This is a genomic window from unidentified bacterial endosymbiont (assembly GCF_918797525.1).
In the GTDB taxonomy this organism is placed as follows: Bacteria; Pseudomonadota; Gammaproteobacteria; order Enterobacterales; family Enterobacteriaceae; genus Enterobacter.
In genome coordinates this window covers 2,462,498-2,488,275 of the sequence record NZ_OU963893.1, presented here as the reverse complement: position 1 = coordinate 2,488,275, position 25,778 = coordinate 2,462,498, and the positions used below count along the sequence as shown (strand labels likewise).

Here is a 25,778-nt window from a genome sequence, read left to right as displayed (position 1 = left end):
GTTAGGGATGGCGTTTGCCGGCGCGCTGGTCGGTTTTTCACTTGGCTGGTTTGGCTATCAACCGGGGTCCAACGTCCAGACGCCCCTGGCGACAACTGGAATCATTTTGATGTTAACGCTTGCACCATCCGCCTCTTACCTGGTGCTGTGGTTTTTATCTCTGTTCTACAAACCGGATGATAAATTTATGGAGAAAATTCAGGCGGATCTCGAAAAGCGCAAAATAGCAGCATCTGAAGAAGAGAATGAGACGGTGCCCTTTATTCAAGCGAAACGGTGTCAATATGATAAATATCAAAGAAAATCCCGTCTGGGCTCCAGATAACAAGCAAGGGAATATGGGCACCTGCAATTCGTTATTATGACAACCGCGAAAGGGATGAATATCGCCTCAAAGTCACTTTTGGCTGGAATGGTGATGATAATGTGGTCTCAAGCCAGACACAGATTATCAAGGTGTTGTCTGCTCTTATTTGACTATTTCCGGGTAAATAAACCGCGCCTCTGACCGGGTTAAGTTTTTACCCGCTGATTTGCGTATTACCGTGGTCACACAGCCCTCGCGCTCGTTGACCATCCTGATCGGCGGTCGTGTTTGTACAAACACTCCATTGATTGTCAAATCCACTGATTGAGCAAGCCTATAAAGGACCTTTTATGGCAGCGATCTCTGTTATTGCGTTCGGCGCGGATCCCTTCGCTGAATGCCCATCCACCGTCGCGATCCAGTTGGCTATCGCAAACGCGCAGCCAGATGACACCGTTGTGATCCCCGCAGGCACCTTTCTGACCGGAGCCCTTTTTTTGAAAAGCGGCATCACTTTGCATCTGGAGCCTGGCGCACAGCTATTGGGCAGTCAGTGCCTTGAGGACTACCCGCAGATAGAGACCCGCGTCGCCGGCATTGATATGCGCTGGCCTGCTGCAATCATCAATATCATTGACTGTCAGGATGTTAGCATTACCGGGACGGGGACACTTGACGGACAGGGGCTGGTCTGGTGGCAGCGCTTCTGGGGCGACGACGAGCACAGTGGAATGGTGGAAGAGTACAGTGCCAAAGGTTTGCGCTGGGTCGTGGATTATGATTGCCAGCGTCCGCGGAATATTCTGGTGTATGAAAGCGAGCACATTACGCTGCAGGATTTCACCAGCCGCGAATCCGGTTTCTGGAACCTGCATCTTTGCTATTCCCGTCATATTATCGTTGAAGGCGTCCGTATCAGCAATTCAGCAGGGCCGAGCACGGACGGCATTGATATCGACTCCTGCGAACAGGTACGCATCGCACGTTGTACGCTCTCCTGTAATGACGACAATATCTGTATTAAAGCGGGACGGGGGCAGGAAGCCGCACTAAAACAGCGATCGTCGAGAGATATTGTCATTCGTGAGTGCATCCTGAACAAGGGGTCTGGCATTACGCTCGGCAGTGAGACATCCGGTGGCATCGAACGCGTATTGATTGAAAAGAACGGCTTTAACAGTACGGGGGTGGATTTTCGAATTAAATCGGCCCGCAACCGCGGTGGATTCATCCGTGATATCACCGTGCGAGACCTGCAACTGCTCGATGTCCGTTTCCCGGTACTTATGCAATTAAACTGGTTTCCACAGTACAGTTACGGTAATAAAGACGACCTGGCGAGTAAGCCAGAGCACTGGCGCAAACTGGCTGAGGGCATTGAAGGGGAGGCCGGTCTTACCGAGGTTAGCCAGCTGACGCTGGAAAATATTGTTGCCCGCCGTTCAGACAGTAAGCCGTTTTCATGCGCGTTTTTTATTGAAGGCTATCCGGAACGTCCTGTGCAGGCATTAACCTTGTCGTCAGTCTCCATCGATGCAACCGAGTTCGGTAAAATTTCTGGCGTGAAGGGGCTGATTTTCAAGGATGTTCAGGTCAGCGCGGCAGACATCACGCAGGCTAGTAATGATACCTATGAGCGATAATGCATGTATTTATCCCCTAGAGAGGATAATAGCTGTTCTATACCCTGCAGAGGATATGAACAACGCTTTGTGCTTTTAATTTGACATTATCCCCTGGTAGGGATAATACTTCCGTTATCCCTACCAGGGGATAAGCCTTCGTGGAAGTGAACGTTATGAAACCACCGATGATTTTCAGCCCGATTCAGCTAGCGAATTACATGAAACTGATGCGTCAGAAAAACAACTGGACGCAGAGTGCGTTGGCAAAAAAAATTGGCATTAAGCAAGCTACGGTATCCAACTTTGAAAACAATCCTGATAAGACAACCCTCACTACCTTTTTTAAAATCTTGCAGTCTCTGGAAATGACCCTGGCGCTGCATGAACGCGGTGATGCGCGGGCGCAGTCGAGCGATGATAACCAACAGGATCTGGACTGGTAATGGCTAAGCTTGTGACATGGATGAATAATGAGCGCGTGGGCGAATTAATAAAACAGCCGAATGGGGCACATACGTTTCATTACGCACGCGAGTGGATGGACAGTCGCCATGCGCGACCGTTATCGCTCTCGCTGCCACTACAGTTTGGCCAGATTACCTCCGATGCAGTATTTAATTTTTTTGATAATCTGCTTCCCGACAGCCCAGTGGTAAGGGATCGTATCGTAAAACGCTATCATGCACGTTCGAAGCAGCCCTTTGATCTACTGGCGGAAATAGGGCGAGACAGCGTAGGCGCCGTGACGTTGCTTGCTGAAAATGAAGAGATCAGTTTGCCCGGCATGGCGTGGGAGACCCTGAGCGAGAAGAAACTGGAAGCGGTGCTGTCGGCATACAAATCAGACATTCCGCTGGGCATGATCAACGAAGAGAGTGATTTTCGCATTTCCGTCGCGGGTGCGCAGGAAAAAACTGCGCTGCTCAAAATGAGCGACGCGTGGTGTATACCAAAAGCGACGACGCCGACCACGCACATTATCAAATTACCCATTGGTGAAATAAAGCAACCGAATGCCACCCTGGATCTATGTGACAGCGTCGATAACGAATACTTTTGCCTATTAATGGCAAAAACGCTGGGTTTTGACGTTCCGGATGCAGAAATTATTATTGCTGGCGGGGTTCGTGCACTGGCGGTTGAACGTTTTGACAGACGCTGGAGCGCAGACCGCTCGGTATTGTTCAGACTACCTCAGGAAGATATGTGTCAGGCTTTTGGCCTGCCATCGTCACTCAAATATGAGTCCGATGGCGGGCCAGGTATAGCTGAAGTTATGGCGTTTTTACTGGGCTCCAGTGAAGCCCTGGCCGACCGCTATAACTTCATGAGATTCCTGGTTTTCCAGTGGTTATTGGGGGCCACGGATGGGCACGCCAAAAACTTCTCTGTCTTTATTCTGCCAGGCGGAAGTTATCGGTTAACGCCGTTTTACGACATTATTTCCGCGTTTCCGGTGTTGGGTGGCACTGGTATTCATATCAGCGATCTAAAGCTGGCGATGAGCCTGAATGCGTCAAAAGGGCGAAAAAATGCCATCGACAAGATTCATCCACGCCATTTTCTGGCCACGGCAAAGGCCGTGAAATTTCCACAGGATCAGGTTTGGCAAATCCTGCAGGATTTTGTAGAAAACGTGCCGCAGGCGCTTGAAACCGTTAAAATGGCGTTGCCAGAACGTTTCTCTCAGAAGGTTGCCAGGTCCATCACTGAAAATGTCCTCAGACTGCATGCGCGTCTCGTGAAGAACCTGGCTCGTTGATTATGGATGCATCATGTCGTACAGCGCTTTGGCGTGAGGCGACAATCGTTCACGATCATAGTTAGCAAAATAGAGTGTACTCCCCACGCCATTCATTATTACTCCGCTGGCGCTTGCCAGCGCGTCGACAAAATGCCCGACAGCCAGGGCGTCAAAAGTATCGCGAGTGAACGCAGCGCATTCACGTAAGGAAGCAGCAGCCTCCGTACGGTTGCCCTTATAAACATTTTTAATGTTGTCGGTGATACTGGCCAGCGACCGTGAGCTTAGCCCAACGTTACAGGACTTCAACGTCTGGTTGATACAGTGAACTGCGGGAATATAGACCGAGCCTTGAGTGGCGTAGGTATTTGTGACTGATTCCAGCGTATTACGACGGGCGATACCGGGACTGAGAGAGATAGTCATAGCGAAACTCCCTTTGATGATTTAATACCTGAGAATTTCCAGAACAGCTCCTGAGCAGGAGCGGGTAAACGTTAATTTTACCGCCGCCAGAGGTTACTGAAAGCAATTTACGCGGAAAACACCGGCTTTATCACTTTACAGCGCCAGCGGTTTGCCATGTCTATCGATATAATGGCGTGTGGCTTCGAGGGTAGTTTAGGCATCATCATAATGCGGACATCTGGATGAGCTACAGGCGGACATTACTAAATGGTTCTAACAACGTTAGTGCGCATAATGTATATTATGTTAAATACAGCAGTAATGTACAAACACAGGCAGGACAAGGCAGTTTACGCCCTTGTTGCAAGACTCTAACTTCCAGTCCACTTCTCAGGCCTGATTATTTCAACTACAAACAGCACATTAACGCGATTGCGTCCGCCCTACCCGCACCGTGTGTGCGTTTCGTTTGCTTCGGGCATAAAAAAAACCCGGCGCGGTGGCCGGGTCTGGTGCATTGCCTTTCTTTTACTCAGGCCGATAGTTTGCCTCAAATGCCTGTAACAGCGTCCACGGCATCGACTCCGGGAATGTGGATTCATCAAAGCCCGTTTCACGCGCGGCAGATAAAACGGCATCGCCGTATGCCTCCGTTGCCATTTCAGGCAGTTTGCTTTTCAGTGTCGGGTTCTTTTCAAGATGCCTGGCGATTTTACGGCGCTGTTCTTTAATGGTTAGCGTCCAGCTTGTTCCACGGTGGCTGGGCTGGAATTTCCACTTAAGCAAATGCATAAACAGAATTTCAAGACGTGATTCAAGTTCCCTGCGTTCGCTGCCGCCCATAAATTCGACTTCCTCCATTAAATGCATCACGTCTAAATCAGATAAACGTCCATCTTTGAGAAGTGCCGCCTGTTGCTGCGTCCACCCGTAAAAGTCTGTTTCATAAAGATTACTGCGCATCGTTCATACCTCCTGTTGACGCGTTAGCTATCTGCCGTTTCGTGGCATTTACCACTGACATAAACGCCTTTATACCTGGATCTACATCAGGCGTAAGCATGCGCATGATGGACTTTGGATGTCTGCCTACCTCATTTGAAATGGCAGGAAATCCACAAGTAAGATTGATAATCATGCGTAGCGTTATCTTTGCCACATCAACATCACCTTCACGTATCAGCCTGTAAACCTCGTCTATTGCCGCCATTCTGGCTTCGGGGTTTTCCTTCAGATACCGGATTGTTGATTCATCGGTTTCAATGCTGGCCATACAAGCCCCCTGATTGATTAACGGATTCAGGGTAACAATTATGTTACCCACCGTCAAGCGGACAAAAAATACCCGGTCAGTGCCGGGCAAAATGTGACAAGGGCTTCACCAGATTTGTTGCGTATTGGTTACGCCTTAATTCAGCTGAAACAATGAATTATCTCCTTAACGTACGTTTTCGTTCCATTGACCCTCAAACCCCTTATATGTGTTTTCACACTGCAAACCTTTTATTCTTGCCCGGCCAGCGTATTCCGCCAGCTCACCCGCTCGCATGTCAGCGTGCTCAAGCACGTAGGCAAGCAAAATGGCGGTATTGGCTCTTGCCGGGCTGACGCTTGCGAACGTCTCCTTGGCATCGGCAGCCATCGGAACCGCAAACGTTCATGGTAAAAGCCGTGTTCTGGTGGCGTACTTTTCCCGCAGCGGAAATACACGAGTCATTGCGGGCGTCATTCACCGCAGCCTGAATACCGATCTGTTAGAGACAATACGCAGTTAATCGTCCGCATTCATGAGTCTGCCAAATAAGGGCAATCAGGGGTGCTAAATTAAGGGCGTTCAGTTCTCACACGACAAAGAAGCACTGAATCAGTATTTCCGTCAGATGATCCCAAATACCGGGCCGTTTGATATCAATGTTATCTCTGATGCGATGTCCGCCGTCGTGGATAAATCCGGCCCCGCTATCCTTTTCACCCACTCTCAGGGTGGCGGACCAAGCTGGTACACGGCGATGAAAAATGACAAGGTCAAAGCCATTGTCGCCTTTGAGCCTGGCAGCAGCTTTGTCTTTCCGGAAAAGGAACTCCCTGCCCCTATGCCAAGCGCGTTTGACACGCTTAAGGTGTGGCCATATACAGCATTTTCTCTGATTCACGGGTGAAAAGTAGACTCCCCCATGAGCCGGTTAAACCGACACAGCCTGCGGTAGCCACTGTCACCACCTTTGCCTTCGGCATAACGATTGCGGCAGAAATACCCTATGTTAGAGAGACGCAAGAAAATAGAAGAATCGGATTCAGAAACTGAACCCTGGACTGAAGATGGATGGGATGATCGATAGCTGAGAAGTCCTCGCCCTCTGGGCGAGGACTAGGGCGCTAGGATTGACGATATTTTTCGACCAGCGCCTTAGCAATTGCTTCAGTTTCAGCATCTGCGTTTCCCGCAATATCGTCTTGCCGGAAGTGCATTTGAAAGGCACTGATTGTGGTACGCGTCTCCTCGTCAAGGACACCACTCTGAGGGATTTTGTCATAGCCATATTTTTTTAACGACTTCTGAATTTCTAAAACATCCCCGGGCGAATATTTGTCTCGCCCTGCCAGATATTTGTTTACCGTACTATCATCTGGCCACGCCCCGATTCCCATCAGCGCTAATTTTTTCCATGGAAAAAGCCTGCCGGGATCCTGCTTGCGCAAGGGCGCAATATCGCTATGACCCAGTACGTTGTCAGGATCTATTTTATTGCGGACAATAATATCTTTAGCCAGCAGCGCAATGGCATCCATTTGCTTGTCGTTGAAAGGGTACCAGATTTTGTCACCTAACATTCCTTGTGTAAATCCCGGGTTGACGATTTCAATACCAATTGATGTATCATTGATATTTCCCCGCCCATTCCAGCTGCTAATACCAGCATGCCAGGCCCTTTTCTCTTCAGGAACGAGTTGTAGAATAACCGGTTTATAATCACGCATTTCCGGCAATGAGTTAACCAGATAATGGGCGCTTACGTTTCCTTTGGTCAACGCCTTTAAGGATGCGGCATCATCTAATGCCGTATAGTGCATGATGAGGAATCTAACTCGCTCGTTTTGGCTTTGTGAAGGAAAGGAATGGTCAACGATATACCGACCTCGGTCCGTGTATTGCGAGGACGTATTATGCGTGCTACAGCTGATAAGACTTGTTAAGGATAAAGATAAAAAACCCAGCCTAAGAATTTTCTTAAGCGACGACGCCTTCTGTATAACAACATGTTGGTGCATAAGCATAATAATGATAAACCCCTGAGTTCAAAGCATCCTTGAGAAAAACATGGGTGCAACAATTTACTAACCAATGTACAGGCAAAGCCAACTCTATTATCGACGATACTAAATTTACATCAGGTTATGGCCTGAGAATACTGTTTTGTGATGTTAAAAATCGAATTATACCGCAGTACAAGCTTAACTATCATCTGCGGTACAAAGAGGATCAAGATTAGCAATCGAGATAGCTACGGAGCGCTGCATTCCATCTGCCAATACTTCCATCAGCACTCGTACTCTGGAAGGAAATACTGTTTGTCAGCATATAGTCCGGGCGGTATTGAGGTGGCCCAAAATGACGGACTCGCTGACATAAAAGTTCTTTTTTTCGCGGAGTCTCCATTGTATCCCGAATCGCGGCCCATGTTCTCTCCCTCTCGCTTGCCGTTAAAGGAGCGAGCCCCTCATTGAGCAAGCTCACGTGCCGTTCTCTGGCATATCGCGTGTTCACGGATAAAGCATCGTAGCTGCTGAAAGTCCCTGCAATACCATAAAATGTGGCAGCTTTATCAAACTGTCCTCGCCGGGCACAGGTTACCATTTCCTGATAAAGACTGGAGGGCAAAGTTGCATTCTGAGTCACAGGCCCCGAAGCACAACGCAGCGACTGCAGTTGCGACAATTGCGTACCCGCTGATTGTGGAGTCTGTGAGGATGAATCCCCAAATCCAGAACTTTGACAGCCGGCAAGCAACAGGAGAGACAGCGCAGGTAATACGGTTTTGTATTTCATATCACCACTCCGAGTTATAGTCTTCTGTCATCCCATCTGATAACAAAATCTCCTGTTTCCACTGCTCATACATGATCAAAAACCCTAGATTCACTTCGCCAGCGTTGCCGGGAGAAGCCGCCTTTGCGGCAATATCTTCGAGGGATTGCGTGTTATCAGCCACCGTGGAAATCAAGGCGCTGGTTTTTGCTATTGCTGAGATCATGTTCATCCTCCGCTATCATGTTATTGGCTGGAATTGCCGTATGATTGATTTGATCTTTCAGAGATTCAATCCCTTCTGATGAAAACGCGTTGCAAATCTCTTTCAGATTTTTATCTTTTAACAACGCCCTGGCGTATTGAGCAATGAGATCATTATAGTCGAACTCGGCCAACTGATCGCCATAACTCATAACAAATCTATTCTGCTCATGATACTGAATAATGACACTTCCATCAAAAACCTCATTTACTTTCCTGACTAATTGAGGTTTAAAAGCTTGCAATTCTTGTGGTGCCAAAATTCTGAATACTGAATTGCCCGTTTTAAATGTAAGTTCCGATACCCATGTCTCCAGCGCCTGGAGCACAACAGACTTATCATGTATTACATTACCCAAAAACGCCATTAACTCCTTTTCCATTTCAATGTATAAGTTGCGCATCTGTTCCTCTTTAACCGTGAGGAAACGTAATACCGCATCGCTCGCCTGCCCTATTCCTTCCTGATATCCTTGAACATAAGCATAACGGCGGATAAGCTCCTGCTGGCTTTGCGCTTCTTTGATGATTTTTTTTGCCTGATTTTTTGCCTCATCAAGTATGCGGTCGGCGTTACAATAAACGTCTCGATGTGCTTTTTTAAATAATACACCCTCCTGGAGGGGAATTTTTAGGTTATTATTCATTGCGTACCACATGTTGTAGAGCGAGTTTTAAAGAAAACACCGCTGGCGCGATCATCGTCGATTTTTCGGCATACGCTACGGACTCTGTCGAAAACAAAAGAGGCAATCGACAGGCTATTCCTTCTGACAATAAACTGCGAAAACAGAGTAACTCTGCGCCAGAGCGTAGCCAGAGATCATCTATGCTGACTTTATCTGTTGTTGAAAGAGATGCACCAGGTAAATCCAGCACGGCAAATTGTCTGGCAAATTTGGGCAGCGCCATCATCCCCCTTGCTGAGCCAGTTGAGAGCGGTTTCGCATGCAGCACAGCAAGAACGACGCCGTATGTAGCCTTTGCCAGTTGACAATAAACATATGCTCTAATCGACAGTTTTTATTCACCTCCAGCACGTTCAGTTTATAATAATCAAAAATCATCCCATTTAAGATATTGCGGCACCGACTGTTATCCATCATCTTTGGAAGGAAGAAACGCTGATGATGAATCCATGATATGGGATCATACAGAACCTGGTCATATTGGGTTATCATCTTTTTTAGTCTCCGGAGGTTCGCTGTCTACTTTATTCCTTGTGAAGCTCGGCCTGGAGTTAGAAAAAAAACCCCCTTCTGGAATAATTTTTTTATGCGCTCCGCCTTTGCGGCGGTTTATAAAAATCAGATAAAATGAAGCAATAACCAGCGTTATTGTTCCTAAAACTAAGCTCACCAGGGTACTGGAATAACCAGAACTTTGTTCCGATTGTGGCGCGAGCCTCTGTACCTCAGGAATTTGAGATAATACAACTGATATATTATCGTACTCGACCTCCTCGAAACTATTTTTCAGAAAACGTTTGACGTCACTGATGAGTAACGTTGGCTCAAGCATTGTGCCATCATGGCGAATCACTGCCGAAAGATGGATTGGAGAACTCTTTCGTTGCCCCTCTATTGAATTAAGATCGTAACTCACATGTACACGAGCAGACACCACTTTATCCAGTAAGGTTATAGACTGCTCCAGGCGCTGCTCAATGCCAGAGTAAAGTCGGGCTTTCTCCGCTCTTGGCGATGACACCAGGCTATCTGACGGAAACATCTGCGCGATTTCCACCCGTGGCCTGGTCGGCAGATTGTAAATATTCATTAAATCAACTGCCGGAGCAAAATCCTGCGGCGACACGCTTACTACATAGCCCTCCTTTGAAACGTGCTGCTTGCTGGACGCAATATTATTACGCTGCAAAAGTGCTATGATCTCATTAGCCTGGTTCTGATCCAGTCCTTTAAGAAGCGTCTCATCTTTACAGCCAACAAGCAGGACCGAGATCAAAGGAATGACCAGAGCTAATCTTTTTTTCTTAACTCCGTAGTAAAGTTTCAATCGTGCTTACCCCTTTGCGCGTAAGCGCACTTATGGTCGAAACTTGAAGATTGTAGTTTGCCGTACGCTGCTGAAGTTTGAATAACTCTGCAGGATCGTTAGTGATTTGCGCTTGTTGAAGACTGCTAAGAACGGAAGCTCTTTCAGCTTCAGTAACCAATGCCGTTCTAGAAAAAGCATTAATCATAATGTCATCAAGGGATTGCAAATCATTACCCTTCATTGAAACGTCAGCATATGACGACATTTCATCGTCTGGAAAACTAAGCGGTGAAATAATCATTTATAATCCTTAATAAAAGGAGAGCGGCTAACTCTCCTGTTGGCTTAGCGGAAGTTAGTAATGATGGCAGCACCAACATCCTTATAGACTTTAACAACGTTAGATTGCGCATTACGATAAAGGGTGTATTCCGACAAGCGAGACTGATAATTTGCCAGTGTCTGCGGATTTGATGGATCTTTAGTCAAATCATCGAGAGCCTTTTGCAGCTCTGAATTCAATTCAGTAACACCATCATCAAAGCCTTTAGCCATATTACTGAGAAACCCATTCCAGTTTCCGGGGATTGTAGACATACTTATTCCTTATATAGGTTTAGGGAAATACCAGTGACCTGGGGAAAGTTTTATGTAACCACGGTCGCCATATTTAAAAGATTTGCCTCGCAGCCAGTCATCTTTTAACTCAAGAGCAAATGTTACATACTCACCGCCCCATCGACGATAATAGTCATTAATAAACAGTTTAATTCTTTCAAGCTCAGCATCGTTAATAGACCCGGTCAGGACAAATGTTATACTATCCTCATTCTTGACCCTGGTGTATTCAACGAAGATTTTCTTTAAATCCTCCTCTGCAATATTGGAAACCACATAATCACTAATAAAATTTAATTTTACGTCCGCTACATAGGGAATGTGATCGCGTAATTTCCTGATGATGGCTTTTTTCTCGGATTCATTCAGTCTGTTTCTCTCCTGGCTTAACTCTACTGTTACGTCTCCAGAATCTGTAAAAAGGATCCGATGAAAGCGGACAGTAGGCAAGCTGACTTTAAAAAACTCGGTCGCCCTGTCGTTCTCTTGCCGGACGGTCACGACGCGAACATCGTAAGGCAGATTTCTTCTGATCAGGGTCTGACTTATCCAGTTGGCATCTGCTTCACTGGAGGTCATCACATAATAAGCTCCATCCCGGCCATGGAGAAGTGTATAGGCGGAAGCATTCAGATCGATAACCGATGTAATGCTCGCAATGCGTTTTCCTTCATTATTCATGATGCCGTATGTCAAGGCACAACCCGCCAGAAGTATTGCTACAGGCAACAGATATTTGGCTTTTCCATGTGAAGCTGCAGATTTAATGTCTGTTTTGTTAGCTTTTTTTACCTTCACCTCAGGATAATATAATTTGGAGTCATCAAATTTTTCATCAAACGGACGTATCGACAGACTTATGCCTCCGACATCAACAATTTGGTTAAAACACAAGTCAATACGATTCTGCTCTACTCCCTCGCCTTCGATAAGCAAAATAGCAGGGGCATCATCAGTGAATGAAGCATTGATGGCAAACCTACAGCTAGCATCTGCTTTTTCGGTTGGGATATAAATTAGTTCAATACGATCGTGATTGTATTTTTGATGTTGACTAATGGTCTCCTCATCCCCAATAAAGAAAGAGGTTTCACCCGGCATCAACGTAAAATCGCAACCACGTAAAATACCTTTAAGTATTCTAACTATTATTTTTGGCGAGTCTACGTTACTGTTCTTTTCCGGGGTCATGTTTTAGTAACCTTGAATGATTAAATAATATTGACTTTATAGTTCAACATTAACAAAAATTCAGGTGAAAACATGATTGGAATGTGATGCTTGCTGATGAATTATTGGTGAGAGTATAACGATAAAGTTCAGCCCCTCATCAAATCCGTACCTCTCTGGATTTAACTGACTCGCTGGTGAGTTAGGGGCATGTATTTTTTTATAAGGGAATTGGCAGTGCGTATTACTGAAATGAGCGATTCTTACTATGTGCAGCATGGTTTATTTGGGTATTGTTTGCTCATAACCAGTCGCTACACCACATCGCGCACTACCAGATAATAAGCATGCCGATGTCTGATTTTGGGGGTTGTAATGAATGGAAAATCGTTGGTAATGAAGTTGATACTATGTATATCAGGAAGCCTCTTTGCGGTATGGTTTATCTACATCACAATTTCAACTTATCTATTCAACCGGGAACAACAAAAAGAATTTTACTCGCGTATTGAAAGATTAGCAACATTACGTGTGAAATTGAATAATCATCGTTTTGCAGGCGCAGAGCGTGATGTCAAAACTCTGGCAAAATATTACATTACAAATAGCCACATTCCATTTTCGCGACAAATAACCGATCCGAGAACGAGTTGCTATTTCCCTTTTTCGGCGGCGAATGACACGCAGCAACATAAAGATTCAGACGTTGCATTTCTGCAAATGTACGGCAGCGTCGAGCAAACGTACTATCTCGACAGTTTTATTATCAATCCAAAATTTGGCGTATCCTTGCTGACCTCGGCCGATTCAACTGAGGATTTTATGAATTTTCGTAAGAAAAATTTGCATAGTCTGATGAGTCTGTCTTGCGACAGAGGGGTGATCTGGGGAGATACCGAGTATATTCCCGGTAAGGGCTGGGTGATACCGGTGGCATCCTGCGATGCAGACGGTGTCTTACCGGGCCTGGTACTGAGGCTGGATAATATGCTGTATTACAATGACCCTATCGCCAACCACGATTTTAACGTATGGCTGGATAGTCATAACCATCAGCTTCCATTTTCTCCTCTGCTGCCTGATAAAATCTTGTCACACCTGAATAACCTGCAGGATGGATGGAATGAAATACCGGGGTATCGAGTATTTCGCAGGCAACTGGAAGGGCCTGGCTGGCAGCAGCTTATTCTCTATCCGGAAGAGAATATCCTTAAACAGGCTTTTCAGCAGGCTCTCGCACGTATGCCGATCGCATTAGGATCTCTGCTGTTATTGGCGACCATGTTATTTTGGTTTCTTCATCTCAACCTGGCGCGTCCGCTCAGGGATTTTATCCACACCATTCACAACACCGGACCGCAGTCTTTGACAGTGAGGTTACCCGCCGATCGCAACGATGAGCTAGGAGAAATTGCTCGAGCTTATAATTTACTGCTCGATTCCCTGCACGATCAGTATAACGTGCTTGAATCCAGGGTCGCTGAACGTACCCAGGAATTGATGATTGCTAAGCAGAACGCTGAAAGAGCAAACCGGCGCAAGAGCGAGCATTTAACGACTATCAGCCATGAATTGCGCACCCCGTTGAACGGTTCCCTTGGCGCAATGGAATTGCTGAGTAGCACCTCCGTTGATGCCCATCAGCGGCATTTGATTGAAACAGCAACCCAATGTACTTCTTCGCTGCTGGACATAATCAATAACCTGCTGGACTTTTCACGTATTGAGTCAGGGAATATGTCGCTTCATATAAGTTCAACATCTCTTCTGCCTCTTCTCGATCAGGCGATGCAGACGATTCAGGGGCCCAGTCAGAAGAAAGGCATCAAGCTATCTACGTTCGTCGGGCCTGGCGTCCCGCTTAAGCTGGATATTGACGGCGTTCGTCTGCGGCAGGTTTTAGTCAATCTGCTTGGCAATGCGCTGAAATTTACCGACAGCGGATGTATCAGATTAAACGTTAATGCGGCGCAGGAAAAAATCATCTATTCCGTAAGCGACAGCGGTAAGGGAATACACCCAGATGACCAGCAATCTGTTTTTAAACCTTTTTATCAGGGACAGGGTACGACGCAAGGAACAGGGCTGGGCTTAACAATTGCCTGCAATCTTGCCGCGATGATGGGCGGTAGGTTGATATTGGAAAGCGAACCTGGTCACGGGACATGCGCCTCTTTAGAGCTGCCTTTCAGTCAGCAGTACGATAACGACATTCCTTTTTTTGCAGCGACATTAGAAGCTCCTGTGCATCTGCATACGCAGTTAACCGCATGGGGAATTACACCGCTTACTGGCATTGGCAATGGCTTACTCAATGGGGCAGAACTCTGTTTCCTGCCGGGTCTGCTCTATGAAACCATCAGGAAAAGCCAGGGGGACCAACAGCCAGGAGAGGAAACCCGGGTGCCTGTGCAACCGTGGCGCTTACGTATTCTATTGGTTGACGACGCGGCGACTAACCGGGAGATCATTAGCATGATGCTTGCCACTCTCGGACAGGATGTCGATCTTGCTGAAGGTGGTCAGCAAGCGTTACAGGCAGGTCGCGCACAAGCCTACGATATGGTGCTTATGGATATCCGTATGCCAGAAATGGACGGTGTTTCCTGTGCAAAACTGTGGCGGGAAGATGGCGAGATAATCGATCCCGAATGCATGATTATTGCGTTATCAGCCAATGCCAGTGGGGATGAAAAAATTCGCTGTAAGGCAGCAGGATTTGCACATTATATGACCAAGCCCGTGAGGCTTGGACACTTAGCCAATGCGATAAGTCTGGCAACCGAGTTTCAGCTTTCCAGAAATATTGCTCTGAGGGCGCAAGACCCGGCGCTTAGCCAGCCGCTCTTAACCCTGACACATGAGGATATAAGAGACAAAGTCATGTCATCGGTGATGAACCAGTTGCAAGAGTTAGAAACCATTAGCAACAACTCAACGCTCGCCGGTGAATTAATGCATAAAATGAAAGGCTGTCTCGGCCAGGCGGGTCTGGAATCGCTAGAGAAATATGCTGCAGAACTGGAAAATTCAATACGAAAGGGAGAGTGTATACAGAAAAAACAGATAGAACAAATGAAGCAAATGTTAAAGCAAGCGATGGAAGCCATTACATCGTCCGCCCCCACTCATTTTAAGTAAGAGTAATGATAATGACCAACCACAAAATTCTGATAGTGGATGATCATGAACTGATCGTACATGGTATTTCCACTCTCCTGGCTCCCTACCCTCGCTTCGAAATAAGCGGCCATACTGTTGATGGACGTGACGTCTATAACGCCTGTATTGCCAGTGAACCTAACATTATTATTCTGGACCTCGGATTACCCGGTATCAATGGAATGGAGTTAATCCCTCAATTACGCCGACGCTGGCCTGAAATGCGCATTCTTATCTACAGCGCTCATAACGAAGAATTTATGGCAGTTCGCGCTCTGCGCGCAGGTGCTGATGGTTATGTTTTGAAGAGCAGTAGCCAGCAAACGATATTAAGCGCATTGCAAATGCTGGCGGTGAATCAGCCTTTTATCGACCCAACGCTGAATCGCGATGCTATCGATAAAGCCCTAAGTGAAAAAGATGACACGCGGCCCATACTTACAGCCAGAGAACGACAGGTGCTTAAGCTCATTATCGAAGGAAATACCAACGCTCTTATTGGTGAACAACTCCATATTAGCATCAAGACGGTTGAAACACATCGTCTCAACATCATGCGCAAGTTAAATGTCCATAAGGTTACCGAATTGATGAATTGCGCACAGCGCCTCGGATTAATAACCTGGATGTAAAGATATAAAGAGGCTTGTTATTCATCATTAAGCAAGCCTCTTTATCATAAAGGGTGATAGCTCAGATTAGGCTGTGTCCCTTAATTATATAGTCGTTGATAAAAGAGCCGGATGCAGCCCAGCTTCACCATCGCCAGATAATTTCTCGCCGTTTTGTCGTAACGCGTCGCTATGCGACGGTATTCTTTCAGGCGACCAAAACATCGCTCAACAACGTTGCGATTGCGGTACGCATTACGATCGAGCTGTGAACGCCCATCCAATGCCATTTTCTCATTTGATTTTCGGGGAATGACTGCTTTTATACCTTTGCTTTTCAGTTCGTTGCGTAACGCATGCCCGGAGTACGCTTTGTCGGCCAGTACCGCATGGCCACGGCGTTTCATGCTGCCGTTCTGGCGCTGAACACCAATACCGTCGAGAAGACGTTGCGCGAACTGGCTTTCGTGAGCCTGTCCGGGACTCAGCACTATGTTTAACGGAAGACCGTTTCCGTCTGTCGCCAGATGGATTTTGGTGCCAAAACCACCGCGAGAGCGACCCAGCCCATTATCTCCGGCGATATCGGGATGTTTTTTTGAGCCCCGGCAGCACATTTCAACGCCCGGATATTGCTGCCATCCAGCGCCGTAGCAGACCAGTCAACAAGATTGCTGGCATCAAGTAGCGAAAGCAACCTGTTGAAAATAATGTTAATAACACCTGATTTTGACCACCGGTTAAAGCGGTTATAAACCGTTTTCCATGGTCCATATCGTTCAGGTAAATCACGCCACGGAGCCCCGGAACACAACACCCAGAACATACCGTTGATAATTTTACGATGCTCAGCCCATGGGCGTCCGGCCCGTGGAGATACGGGTTCAGCAGGCAATAAAGGCTGGATGATAATCCATGCTTCATCAGGAAGGTCGTAGCGAGCCATAGTTCAATATGTTGTGGAAACAGACAGTTACTATAGCTCAAACGATTAAGGGACACAGCCTAATCTCGATGCATACTCCCGATGGAATAGCTTGTTGAATTCTGATTGACAACGCGGCATCTCTCTAACATCAGGGTGTATATCTGATAGAATTTCATAGATATATTGGCACTGAAGCCAGTATTCTTCAGGGCAAGCTTTCTTAAATTGAATATCTTTACGCTGCAAAATCGCGTGATCTTCTGCTCTCACCAGCTCCAGGCTGATTAACGTACCGGTATGACCACTGATTTCAATGCCAGAGATGTAATAGTCAACTTTCATCCTGTTTATCAATTGCATACTGCTGCTATGATCATAGCAATGTCGCGTTGCTAACGATGAGATGATTTCCAGCGGCGTATCCGAAACCATCTTTAAGAAAAAGAGGCGATTGAGCAGATAATCATGAAGCGATCTTGATGCCATCATATCTGCCATCTCGAAGGGAAAAAGTGCGATTTTACATCCCGCTTCAGGTTCTTTACTTCTTCGCGACGCACTTTCAACAATCTCAACCTCCGCGGTAAACCGATAACCTTTACCATAAACTGTATCGATATAGCGGGTGTTTTTGCCTTCGCCCAGATAGCGCCGCAACGCATAAATACAACGCGTCAGAGACTCATCCGAGACTATTCCCCCGTGCCAGACCTCCTCTATCAGCTGATCTTTAGTAACCATCTCACCAGCATTTCTCACTAGTAATGATAAAACAGCCAGTTCTTTCGGCGGCAGAGAAATATCTTTACCAGCACATAAGAGAGCATAACCATCCCGGAGAAGATAGTTTTCGAATTTATATTCCATATATGTATCCTTATGTAAGTGAAGACGTGCAGGGGGGTTTTCTAGCTTTACGCCCTGCGCTACCGATAAGTAGTGGATAATTCCCGCCTTTTATTTTTATATCTTTTGCACTGAATGGATTTAAAGTAAAATTAACAAATCCAAAACATTTTGTTTCAGACATCAAATGATAAGATGCTAGCCAGATTAAGGCTTTTTGGTATCACGATAGTATTCTGCCTCCTTAGTAAATTAAGGCTAATAGTCTATAGCGATATGTTGCCCATACCACTAAGCTACTTTTTTCATGATTCAAATTAACCATAAAACAGGTATTATAAACATCGGCTAAACGAGGTGGCGCTTTACTCAATTCTTAATCTGATAATTACAGTTTTTTACATTGAATATGTTGTTTGAAATAAACAGCCAATGAATGTGCATGAGATGTTAAGTTGGATGTAGAAAAGAAGGGTAGTCACACAGGAAATAAATTTAGGTTATTGCCAGATATACCTCTCAGTAAAGCGCCTTGCCATTGCTGTCTGTGATGTTTTTATTCCAGGCGGTCCGAATCTTGTTAAGAACCGAATCAGGCAACATCGCATAATCCAGTGCCAGGGCCAGCCGCTGACCGTTGTTGAATGACCAGTCAAAAAAGTGAAGTACGCCGCTTCCTCTGGCCGCATTTTTCTGTTGCTTATGAAGTAAAATAAATGTTGCAGCTGTTATTGGCCACGCATCTACCCCTTTCTGGTTAGTGAGATCCACAGCGAACGTTTTGCTCCAGTCCGCACCGTTGCCTGCAGCGCTAAATGCTGCTTCATTTGGACTCACCACTTTTCCGTCGGCATTGATCATTCTGCTGTAGGCCATATTATCGGGCTTTGCGTAAGTGTATTCGACGAAGCCAATGGCGCCACGCACACGCTGTACAAATGCAGCAACGCCACTGTTCCCCTTCCCGCCCATGCCGGTCGGCCAGTTAACGGTGGCGCCAGTGCCCACCCTCTTTTCCCATTCAGGATTAACTTTTGACAAATAGCGGGTAAAGACATAGGTGGTTCCGGCGCCGTCAGCGCGACGAATAACTGCCACAGGAATATTTGGCAATTTACGCGCCGGATTTAGCCTCGCGATAGCCGGATCATTCCATCTTTTGATGTTGCCCAGATAAATATCTCCCAGCACCGGTCCACTAAGAATTAACTCTCCGGAAGCGATACCCGGGATATTAACGGCTAGCACAACGCCACCGATAACCGCAGGGAACTGAAAAAGCTGCATTGCGTCCAGGTCTTCGTCTTTTAAAGGAATATCAGTGCCCGCGAAATCGATAGTTCCGGCATTTATTTGCCTGAGGCCGCCCGAGGAACCAATGCCCTGGTAATTTACTCTGGTACCGCTTGCTTTGCGATATTCATCAGCCCATTTCGCATAAATGGGTGCCGGGAACGTACCGCCCGCACCTGTCAAGCTATTGACAGCGTAAGCGGGAGCAATAAAGAGAGAGAGAATGACAGCGGCGTTGCGGGTAAAGGCATTGCGTATGATTGTCATGTTCCACTCCCGTCCACGGATTCAGGGTAAAAGGATTCTGCACCCACTCTGATACATTTCCTGCGTTATTGCGTTAACCTCTACATTATATGACATTTTTTTAAAATTGCCGCGCGCCAGATAGCTGTCCCTGTGAACTGCAGTAAATTAATTTATCCCGGAGCTACGTGCCTGGTCTCCCGTAAACCCGCTTGTTGCCGTTAGATGGGTGCAGCAAAGCGTATTACGGGAGCGTTTATATCATTGTCGATGCTTTACACCCCTTCTGGCTTCGCATTTGGGCGCGCCGCGCTCTTAACTGCCTCTCGGTTCTCGCTTTGGTTATTATCTCTAACCACGTGGTTAACCTGTGGTTTCTGCGGTTTTGCGTGCACTTGTTTTGTTACGTTTTGCCGGTGCGTAGGCCCGTCAAAATAACCTAAGTGCGTCGCTGACCCGGTTGATCCCACCATCATTTTCCGACTGGAATCAAGATAAGAGCCCTGCCCTGAAAAACTGCTCTTTATAGGCCGTAAACTGTCTACACTGCTCGTTGCGGAAGCCAGCCTGGTAGCCGTGTCGGCTGTCAAAACTTGCTGCATGGTCCGACCCATGCCAGAGGAGCGCGTGTTGTTTATCGGCGTACTGTTACGCGTGAGATTTTCCCTGGTAGCTTCGTTAGAGGTTAGTGCATCGGGGGCCGGAGCCGATGACGATGCGCGTTGTGGTTGTGACTGAACCGGGCTATCAGGGAACATATTCTGAAACAGGTTGCGCAGGGTGGCATCCTGTTTGTTTGTTGGCCCGTTAAATTCACCGAGATACGTTGCTGAGCCTGCGCTCCCTTTGAATGTAGTTGAGGAATAGAGCCCCGCTTGACCTGAACGCGGCAGACCAGAGAAGCTTGCTGCCGTTGGTACAAAACCACGAACAGATGGCGCGTCAGGCTGGATTTTAGGCGGTGCTGTTCTTGACGCTGTCGGCGTCATAACTATTTCAGAAGGTTTCTTCAGTTCCGGAGAGTGTACCGTCACCAAAGGAGCAGCGGCCTCCTTGACGAGGTTTGCCTGGCTCGCGCCGCCAGGCGGCGCCATGAGCGTCGACTGTTGCTGTGAATGCAGGGCGGTTGTCGCATCGGATTGTGCGTTTACGTCACGGGGACCACCACCTGTCTCGTTACCCGGCGCAGTATTCCTGGTGTCATTTTGCGGCACGGAGGACGCTGGCGCGGTGAACGTTGACGATAGCTGAGGTGCGTAGGTTAACGTGACATTATGGCTATCTACACGATCGTGACTATCGTAAAAATTATTCACAATATGATAGGTATTTCCGCCACTGTTTCTGTTCTCTGCCTGCGGTGGCGCAGTGTCCGCAGAGGCGGTGGGCGTCGGCCCTGCTTGATCGTCATATTTCAGCAGATCGAGGAGGGTTGTTTCCAGCCCAAAGCGCTGTTGGAAGCGGGTAAAGGCATCGGCATTGTGGGTGCCGCTATTGGTTTCAATCATCGCATTCAACTCATATTTCGCAGGGTCGCGGAAAAATGCCTCGATACGCGTTGCGTCAAGATTGGGTATATCACGGAGATGATCGGCAACCGCCTGAGATACCCCTTTGTTAAAGCTGGTTCCGGCGGTTCGTTCTGTGAAGAGTGCCAACTGATTTTTGAGCGCTTTAAACTGATTAAATTTTTCGATATTAACCTCAGTCCCCTCACCGAGTACTGATTTTTCGCCCGCGCCATCTTTGGCAATAAATAACGAGATTTTTTGCATTATGCTTTCGAGCTGCGCAAGCTTTACTGTCTGTTGCTCTCCCGCTTCGCCTTCGACAAGGCTCTCTTTTGCCTGCATATAGAGCATCGCAATGGATTCAATCGTTGCCCGCGCAGCTGCGTTACTCTCAATAACGCTCAGAACGGTGGGATTGTCTGCATAGGCAAATTGCACTGCCGCTTCAGCAGTGGTATGGCGAAACGCTTCCCCCGATGGAATTTGATTAAAAGCCTGACGGGAGGACGCATGATTTCCACCTTCAGATCCAGTACCAGAGGATGATCTGCCCCCGGCCCTCGGTGCGCTCTGGAGAGTCACTTTGATTTTATCCATAACATCGTCAGAATTCGTTTTTTTTGTTCTCCCCGTGGCCAGTTTGGCGGTGGAATTACTCACCCGTTGTACACGTCCGCCAACGGAACGTGAATGAGCTGAAGGGCCTGCCGTCGCAGGATAAGACATGACTGGCATTGACCTTACGTTATTTATCTCTCCCATAGTCCCTCCTTAAATATTAAAAAACGATTTATCCGTGTCCAGCAAGCTACTGATGGTACTGCTTAGCACTTTAACCAGATTGTCGAACGTTGAGCTAGCATTGGCATATTTTTGCGTCAGTGTCTGCATATTGCTATTTACACTCTCTTTTTGCATATCAACATTGGCAAGCCACGCCTGCCATTGTGCAACGTTAAACTCCTGCGAAGGGCTGTCTAAATTATTAAGAGAATTCCTGATATTTTGCACAGACGATGTATCGATAACCACCACATAACGCCCATTTACCTGTTTAACGCTTTTGCTGGCATCCAGACCAAATTGCTGAGCCCATGCTTCACACTCCTCTTTCGTCCCGCTAAACAGCGTAGTGTTTGCATTCGGGGGATTAACGGGATATTTAGCCAGAAATTGATCTAACGCATTGGCGAAACCGCGCACATCGAGGACGGTTCGATCGTCATTTGCAGAAATAAATTTATAAAGCTCACCCATCAGGTCCGAGAAGTCGCTGAAAAAGCTGGCGTATAACTCAACGGCATCCTGAAACACTTCGAGATAGTTTTTGTTCATATCTGCAATAGCATCAGCAACGTTCTGGCAGATTTGAGCACTCGACAGTGGACCGGAGGAGCCGGAGGTAAATGTCGCCGGCTGTAGCGCGCTATATTCCGCGACAGAACGCGAGGCAACCGGCGCGCTTGCTTCATCTTCTATGAGCGGGGAATTCTGAATGCTGACCTCCAGAAGCGTCCTCGCAGCATGTTTATCTGCCATTCCCCTGCACCAGGCCATCATCTCTTTCGCGGAATCCGTTTTAGGGGGGTGTCGCTGAGCGTGGCGTTCCAGAAAATATTCAAGCTTTTCCGATAGCGCGCTTAAATCTTCACGGTGTGCGCTAAATTTGCTTTCAATGCTCCCGGCCGCTTGCCTTACGGCATGATCGAGCGGTTGAGAGGATAATGCATTATCTTTCGAGAATGTCTTTAACGGACCAGCCTGTCCGTGCTGTGCAGCACGTTGCCTTAGCGTATTCATACGCTCTTGCTTGGTGCTTTCAGTTGACGCATCTTCGCGAATGTCACCGCCGAGAGCGGTTTCAGCCTCCCGGGGTGGGGGCGTATGAAGGAGCTTCAGTGAAGCCTGGTAGTTTTCCGGACGGGCACCTGATAAAACGGCCATAATCATTTCCTCATTTAAATATTCCCTCTTGCGAGGGAATAGCATTTACGTTATGAGCGAATATTGGAGATAACGGATGACGCAGCCTGATTTTTGCTGGCGACCATCTCGTACGCCAGTTGGGCAATCTGTCGCGCCATCTCTAGTGCGGCGTCGGACTGTTTCTGTTTCTGAGCAGATGTTTGCTCATAGACACCTTTGCTGGTATCAGCAAGACGTGCCTGATTAGTCAGCTCAGCTTGCGAAATCTCCGTCGGCGCACCTGCCATGTTGCCGAGCGCAGCCGCGTTTTGTGTGCCAAACTGACCCATTGCCTGCGTTTTAGAGGCCATGTTTTGTTGCACATCATTCTGCAGTTTGCGGGTAGCACTATCGGCGAATAACGCATCAGGCTGGCGTTGCAGCAGCTGGGTCTCCGCCGTATCGCTGCCACTTCTGACTCGTTTGGCCGCGCTGGCGCTACTTAATTCGTTGCCGTGCGCTTTGAGGCTATTCATCTCTTTACCGAACGTCTGGTGTGCCTTATTCGAATGGTTCAACCCTTTAATTTGCGTTGCCAGCCCCGCGCCAGACGCCAGCGCAGTGACGCCGAAACTGGTCGCCGCACGCTGTACAATCTTCTGCGCAGCTTCATTATTTTTTGCCGCGCTCAACTGGGCTTGTTTATAACTCATGTTGGTCTCATTCTGTGCCTGGGCAGCCTCGGAGCGACGAAGGGTCTGGAGCGCACGCGCAACCTCCGCTGCCGCACTGCTAAACCGGGCAGAAAATGACTGGCTACTGTCAATAATGTTGAAACCGGACTTCTGCTCAGTCGCTTTGGCCTTATCCGCTGGATTCCCCACATTGGTGGAAAAATTACCCAGCACCGACGCCAGATGTGCAGACGCAGTATCGTCACCGGCTTTCTTACTCGGCACACGAATTTCAGGAACGACATGTTCCACGTTCGCGGGAACCGCTTTCTGGTTAGCCTGACCGCTAATTACGCGTTGGCTTGCGGCGTTGGCCTCATCCGTTTTTGCTGCCTGCTTATGCTCGCCATTCTTAATTAAACCCCGATCCAGCTGCGCATCAGCAAGGGGGGGCGTAAAATTACGTACAGCTACTTTTATTTCCATATCGATACCTCTCTTTTAATCAGGCGTGCATATTACGTAAAATATGATTACCCGTGGTTTGATTACTTTGCAGCACGTCACTCATCTGGCGCATTAAGCCTTGCGCCAGCTGCTGTTCTCTTTCAAACAGTGCAAGTGATTTCTCCACTCCACGTCTGAGCATTTCCAGTTCGGCGCGAGAAATCGTGAATTCAGAGAGTAATTTCATCGCGTCCCTTTGGATTGTCGCGATATTAATATTCATCCCTCCCTGAATAAGAGGGTTAGCCGTTTGCACGCCGGTTTGCGCCATCCGAACATAATTAAGCGTCTGTGCCATCAACGTTTTCAGTTGGTCAGGGTTATTTACGCGAAATGCTTTCATCAGGCTATTATTCATCGCATCTGAAACGTTATTAACATTCTCCGCAATTCTGCTACTGGTTCTGGATATTTGCTGGGTCGTACTTTGCAAGAGTCTGTTCGCTGCGGCAGCCCCTTGCCGGGTTGCATTTCGGACAACCTGCGGCACCATTTTTTGTATAGCTTCAACAATGGCTTTTTTGACTGCCTGGACGACAGCGCTGCTCATTGCCTGAGACATTTTGTTGATTGCCGCCTGCGCAAAGTTTTTGGCAACAAAGGCAAGCGCGACAATGGCGGCAATCACAACAGCAGCAGTCACCACCGTATGGATGATCCCCATCATATTGGCACCAGTGGCGTTATCAATGGCCTTCAGCAGCAATCCCAGTGGCGTCTTGTCAAAAATTGTGGCAACAATGCCGCCAATGGCTTCCATCAAGGGCATCAGTACATGCTCCATCAATGGATTCATAATCATGCCCGTCAGCGATTGACCCGTCAGGGCTTCCAGAATCGGGTCCGCGACCATCAAACCGATCCCCACCGCCATCAAACCCAGGCCGGCGCCGCCGAATAGAGTAGTTAATGCACCAAAGGCAATAGCCAGGCCTCCCAACACTTTGCCGATACATGACGCCATTTTCTGCGCTTCTTCCGCTTTGCGGACCTGCTCTTCATACTCGTCAGACTTTCGTTGCATCTCTTTCTGACGCGCTTCCATCTGTATCCGATGCAGGGCTAAATCATTCTTGAGTTTGTCAGTAGAATTTTCGCCAATTTGCGCAATGAACTCCGCGAGTAACTTAATTAAAATTCCGCTTCTGGTCAGTGCATCTTCCGAACGCTGTTGCGCACCCTGGTTGATGGTGGGCTGCGAAACCAACACATCGCTATACTTGCGGTTAAACTCCTCGGTCAGGGAATTAAGATGCAAAGTTTTGCTACTTAATAAACTCACCTTTTGATCCAGCGTTTTACTGACATCCGCCAGCGTGCTTTTGGCTGTATTCAGTTGGTCCTCAGCGTCGGCCACGGCTTGTCGGGCGGCGAGAATCTCCGGGCCTTCTTCGGCATCAGCCTCCATCTCACCAAGCAGCGTGTTTAAATGCTGCAATGCGGAATCATATTTTTTCTGCGCGGAATCAACTTTGTTATTGGCAGCAGTATGAGCCTTTTGCAGACCTTCTACTTCACCGTTTAACTCATTCCACTCTTCACCTAGCCCATCCAGTCTGGCGGCATCCTCCTTCGCCTGACTAATTCTGGCATCACTTTGCGACTGGAAAATAGCCAGCCGTGTCGAGAGCTCATTGATACCCATTTCACTTAAGTTTTGCTTTAGGCTGGCCATAAACAAAAGCAGTTTTCCCGAATTATTTAACGCGCGCTCAGGCGTACGCAAGGTCGGCGAGTCAGAAAACAGCGCTAATTCACTTTCAGGGAGGTTGCCCAACTGTCGTGAGATAGCATCTTGACTCTGATTGTCCAGCTTTTCAGAGGTGGTGGCAGGCATAGCCTGGGTTGGTGTTAAGATCTTCTCACTAGAATGAGAGGGTACATTTCCGGATATAAATGTACTGGTTCTATCAATGGTGTTCATGTTAATCCCT

General features: G+C 47.5%; 23 protein-coding genes and 4 pseudogenes. 8 read left to right on the top strand and 19 right to left on the bottom strand.

Annotated features, from left to right (window positions below):
- Position 1 precedes the first annotated feature (1 nt).
- The 4 genes and pseudogenes from NL510_RS11835 to NL510_RS11820 form a co-directional block, all read left to right on the top strand.
- Positions 2 to 325 (top strand): annotated as a pseudogene (locus NL510_RS11835) (hypothetical protein); the annotation flags it as partial.
- Positions 326 to 657: 332 nt separating this feature from the next.
- The gene (locus NL510_RS11830) at positions 658 to 1,950 is read left to right on the top strand and encodes a glycoside hydrolase family 28 protein (RefSeq protein WP_253376838.1); all 1,293 of its coding nucleotides are present in this window, start codon (positions 658 to 660) and stop codon (positions 1,948 to 1,950) included.
- A gap of 155 nt (positions 1,951 to 2,105) precedes the next feature.
- Positions 2,106 to 2,375 carry a type II toxin-antitoxin system antitoxin HipB gene (hipB, locus tag NL510_RS11825; protein ID WP_253376836.1) on the top strand — a complete coding sequence of 90 codons (270 nt, stop codon included), beginning with the start codon at positions 2,106 to 2,108 and terminating at the stop codon, positions 2,373 to 2,375.
- Positions 2,375 to 3,694, top strand: coding sequence for a type II toxin-antitoxin system HipA family toxin (locus NL510_RS11820; protein WP_253376834.1), 1,320 nt, complete (start codon positions 2,375 to 2,377; stop codon positions 3,692 to 3,694). Before hipB ends, NL510_RS11820 begins: the two co-directional genes overlap by 1 nt.
- Here NL510_RS11820 and NL510_RS11815 read toward each other — a convergent pair whose 3' ends face one another.
- From NL510_RS11815 to NL510_RS11800, 4 genes are all read right to left on the bottom strand, one after another.
- On the bottom strand, positions 3,695 to 4,102 hold the full coding sequence (locus tag NL510_RS11815; RefSeq protein ID WP_253376832.1) for a hypothetical protein: 408 nt from the start codon (positions 4,100 to 4,102) through the stop codon (positions 3,695 to 3,697).
- Positions 4,103 to 4,612: 510 nt separating this feature from the next.
- Positions 4,613 to 5,047: a DUF29 domain-containing protein gene (locus NL510_RS11810; RefSeq protein ID WP_253376830.1), complete on the bottom strand. Its 435-nt coding sequence runs from the start codon at positions 5,045 to 5,047 to the stop codon at positions 4,613 to 4,615.
- Complete coding sequence (locus NL510_RS11805) at positions 5,037 to 5,357, bottom strand: hypothetical protein (RefSeq protein WP_048029338.1); 321 nt, start codon at positions 5,355 to 5,357, stop codon at positions 5,037 to 5,039. Before NL510_RS11805 ends, NL510_RS11810 begins: the two co-directional genes overlap by 11 nt.
- 165 nt (positions 5,358 to 5,522) lie before the next feature.
- Positions 5,523 to 5,726, bottom strand: a complete 204-nt coding sequence (locus tag NL510_RS11800) for a DUF2514 family protein (protein WP_253376828.1) — start codon at positions 5,724 to 5,726, stop codon at positions 5,523 to 5,525.
- On the opposite strand from NL510_RS11800, the pseudogene NL510_RS11795 reads away from it, so the two are divergent.
- Both NL510_RS11795 and NL510_RS11790 read left to right on the top strand, forming a co-directional pair.
- Positions 5,665 to 5,844: pseudogene (locus tag NL510_RS11795) on the top strand (flavodoxin); the annotation flags it as partial. The gene NL510_RS11800 and the pseudogene NL510_RS11795 sit on opposite strands and share 62 nt — an antisense overlap.
- Positions 5,845 to 5,910: 66 nt before the next feature.
- A pseudogene (locus NL510_RS11790) lies at positions 5,911 to 6,213 on the top strand (alpha/beta hydrolase); the annotation flags it as partial.
- 247 nt (positions 6,214 to 6,460) lie between these two features.
- On the opposite strand, the gene NL510_RS11785 reads toward NL510_RS11790, so the two are convergent.
- The 8 genes and pseudogenes from NL510_RS11785 to NL510_RS11750 form a co-directional block, all read right to left on the bottom strand.
- Positions 6,461 to 7,354, bottom strand: coding sequence for an N-acetylmuramoyl-L-alanine amidase (locus NL510_RS11785; protein WP_253384884.1), 894 nt, complete (start codon positions 7,352 to 7,354; stop codon positions 6,461 to 6,463).
- 779 nt (positions 7,355 to 8,133) lie between these two features.
- Positions 8,134 to 8,337, bottom strand: a complete 204-nt coding sequence (locus NL510_RS11780) for a hypothetical protein (protein WP_253376826.1) — start codon at positions 8,335 to 8,337, stop codon at positions 8,134 to 8,136.
- Positions 8,288 to 9,022, bottom strand: coding sequence for a hypothetical protein (locus NL510_RS11775; protein ID WP_253376824.1), 735 nt, complete (start codon positions 9,020 to 9,022; stop codon positions 8,288 to 8,290). Before NL510_RS11775 ends, NL510_RS11780 begins: the two co-directional genes overlap by 50 nt.
- Positions 9,015 to 9,478: pseudogene (locus NL510_RS11770) on the bottom strand (OrgA/MxiK family T3SS sorting platform protein). Before NL510_RS11770 ends, NL510_RS11775 begins: the two are co-directional and overlap by 8 nt.
- 61 nt (positions 9,479 to 9,539) lie before the next feature.
- Positions 9,540 to 10,391 (bottom strand): EscJ/YscJ/HrcJ family type III secretion inner membrane ring protein, encoded by an 852-nt coding sequence (locus NL510_RS11765; protein WP_253376822.1) that lies wholly within the window; start codon positions 10,389 to 10,391, stop codon positions 9,540 to 9,542.
- A complete protein-coding gene (gene sctI / locus NL510_RS11760; RefSeq protein WP_253376820.1) occupies positions 10,369 to 10,674 on the bottom strand; it encodes a type III secretion system inner rod subunit SctI in 306 nt (101 codons plus the stop codon). Before sctI ends, NL510_RS11765 begins: the two co-directional genes overlap by 23 nt.
- Before the next feature lie 44 nt (positions 10,675 to 10,718).
- On the bottom strand, positions 10,719 to 10,970 hold the full coding sequence (locus NL510_RS11755; RefSeq protein WP_253376818.1) for a type III secretion system needle complex protein: 252 nt from the start codon (positions 10,968 to 10,970) through the stop codon (positions 10,719 to 10,721).
- 9 nt (positions 10,971 to 10,979) lie between these two features.
- Positions 10,980 to 12,182, bottom strand: a complete 1,203-nt coding sequence (locus NL510_RS11750; protein ID WP_253376816.1) for a PrgH/EprH family type III secretion apparatus protein — start codon at positions 12,180 to 12,182, stop codon at positions 10,980 to 10,982.
- Between the two features lie 354 nt (positions 12,183 to 12,536).
- Between NL510_RS11750 and NL510_RS11745 the strand changes: the two genes are divergently transcribed.
- On the top strand, positions 12,537 to 15,302 hold the full coding sequence (locus NL510_RS11745; protein WP_253376813.1) for a two component system sensor kinase: 2,766 nt from the start codon (positions 12,537 to 12,539) through the stop codon (positions 15,300 to 15,302).
- 11 nt (positions 15,303 to 15,313) lie between these two features.
- Positions 15,314 to 15,955 (top strand): two component system response regulator, encoded by a 642-nt coding sequence (locus NL510_RS11740; protein ID WP_253376811.1) that lies wholly within the window; start codon positions 15,314 to 15,316, stop codon positions 15,953 to 15,955.
- 80 nt (positions 15,956 to 16,035) lie between these two features.
- Here the strand turns inward: NL510_RS11740 and NL510_RS11735 are convergent.
- The 7 genes from NL510_RS11735 to sctE all read right to left on the bottom strand — a co-directional run bounded on the left by NL510_RS11735 (position 16,036) and on the right by sctE (position 25,768).
- Positions 16,036 to 16,880 (bottom strand): IS5 family transposase gene (locus NL510_RS11735; protein ID WP_253376809.1). Its coding sequence is split into 2 segments (ribosomal slippage): positions 16,036 to 16,535 and positions 16,535 to 16,880, totalling 846 coding nucleotides; the frame shifts between segments, so codons are not numbered across the junction.
- 45 nt (positions 16,881 to 16,925) lie between these two features.
- Positions 16,926 to 17,729, bottom strand: a complete 804-nt coding sequence (locus tag NL510_RS11730) for a winged helix-turn-helix domain-containing protein (protein WP_253376807.1) — start codon at positions 17,727 to 17,729, stop codon at positions 16,926 to 16,928.
- Positions 17,730 to 18,227: 498 nt separating this feature from the next.
- On the bottom strand, positions 18,228 to 19,268 hold the full coding sequence (gene pstS, locus NL510_RS11725) for a phosphate ABC transporter substrate-binding protein PstS (protein ID WP_253376797.1): 1,041 nt from the start codon (positions 19,266 to 19,268) through the stop codon (positions 18,228 to 18,230).
- A 254-nt stretch (positions 19,269 to 19,522) separates the two neighbouring features.
- The gene (locus NL510_RS11720) at positions 19,523 to 21,520 is read right to left on the bottom strand and encodes a hypothetical protein (protein ID WP_253376795.1); all 1,998 of its coding nucleotides are present in this window, start codon (positions 21,518 to 21,520) and stop codon (positions 19,523 to 19,525) included.
- Positions 21,521 to 21,529: 9 nt separating this feature from the next.
- Positions 21,530 to 22,702, bottom strand: coding sequence for an IpaD/SipD/SspD family type III secretion system needle tip protein (locus NL510_RS11715; RefSeq protein ID WP_253376793.1), 1,173 nt, complete (start codon positions 22,700 to 22,702; stop codon positions 21,530 to 21,532).
- Between the two features lie 50 nt (positions 22,703 to 22,752).
- Positions 22,753 to 23,823, bottom strand: a complete 1,071-nt coding sequence (locus NL510_RS11710; RefSeq protein WP_253376791.1) for a hypothetical protein — start codon at positions 23,821 to 23,823, stop codon at positions 22,753 to 22,755.
- 19 nt (positions 23,824 to 23,842) lie between these two features.
- Positions 23,843 to 25,768 (bottom strand): type III secretion system translocon subunit SseC family protein, encoded by a 1,926-nt coding sequence (sctE, locus tag NL510_RS11705; RefSeq protein WP_253376789.1) that lies wholly within the window; start codon positions 25,766 to 25,768, stop codon positions 23,843 to 23,845.
- Positions 25,769 to 25,778 lie beyond the last annotated feature (10 nt).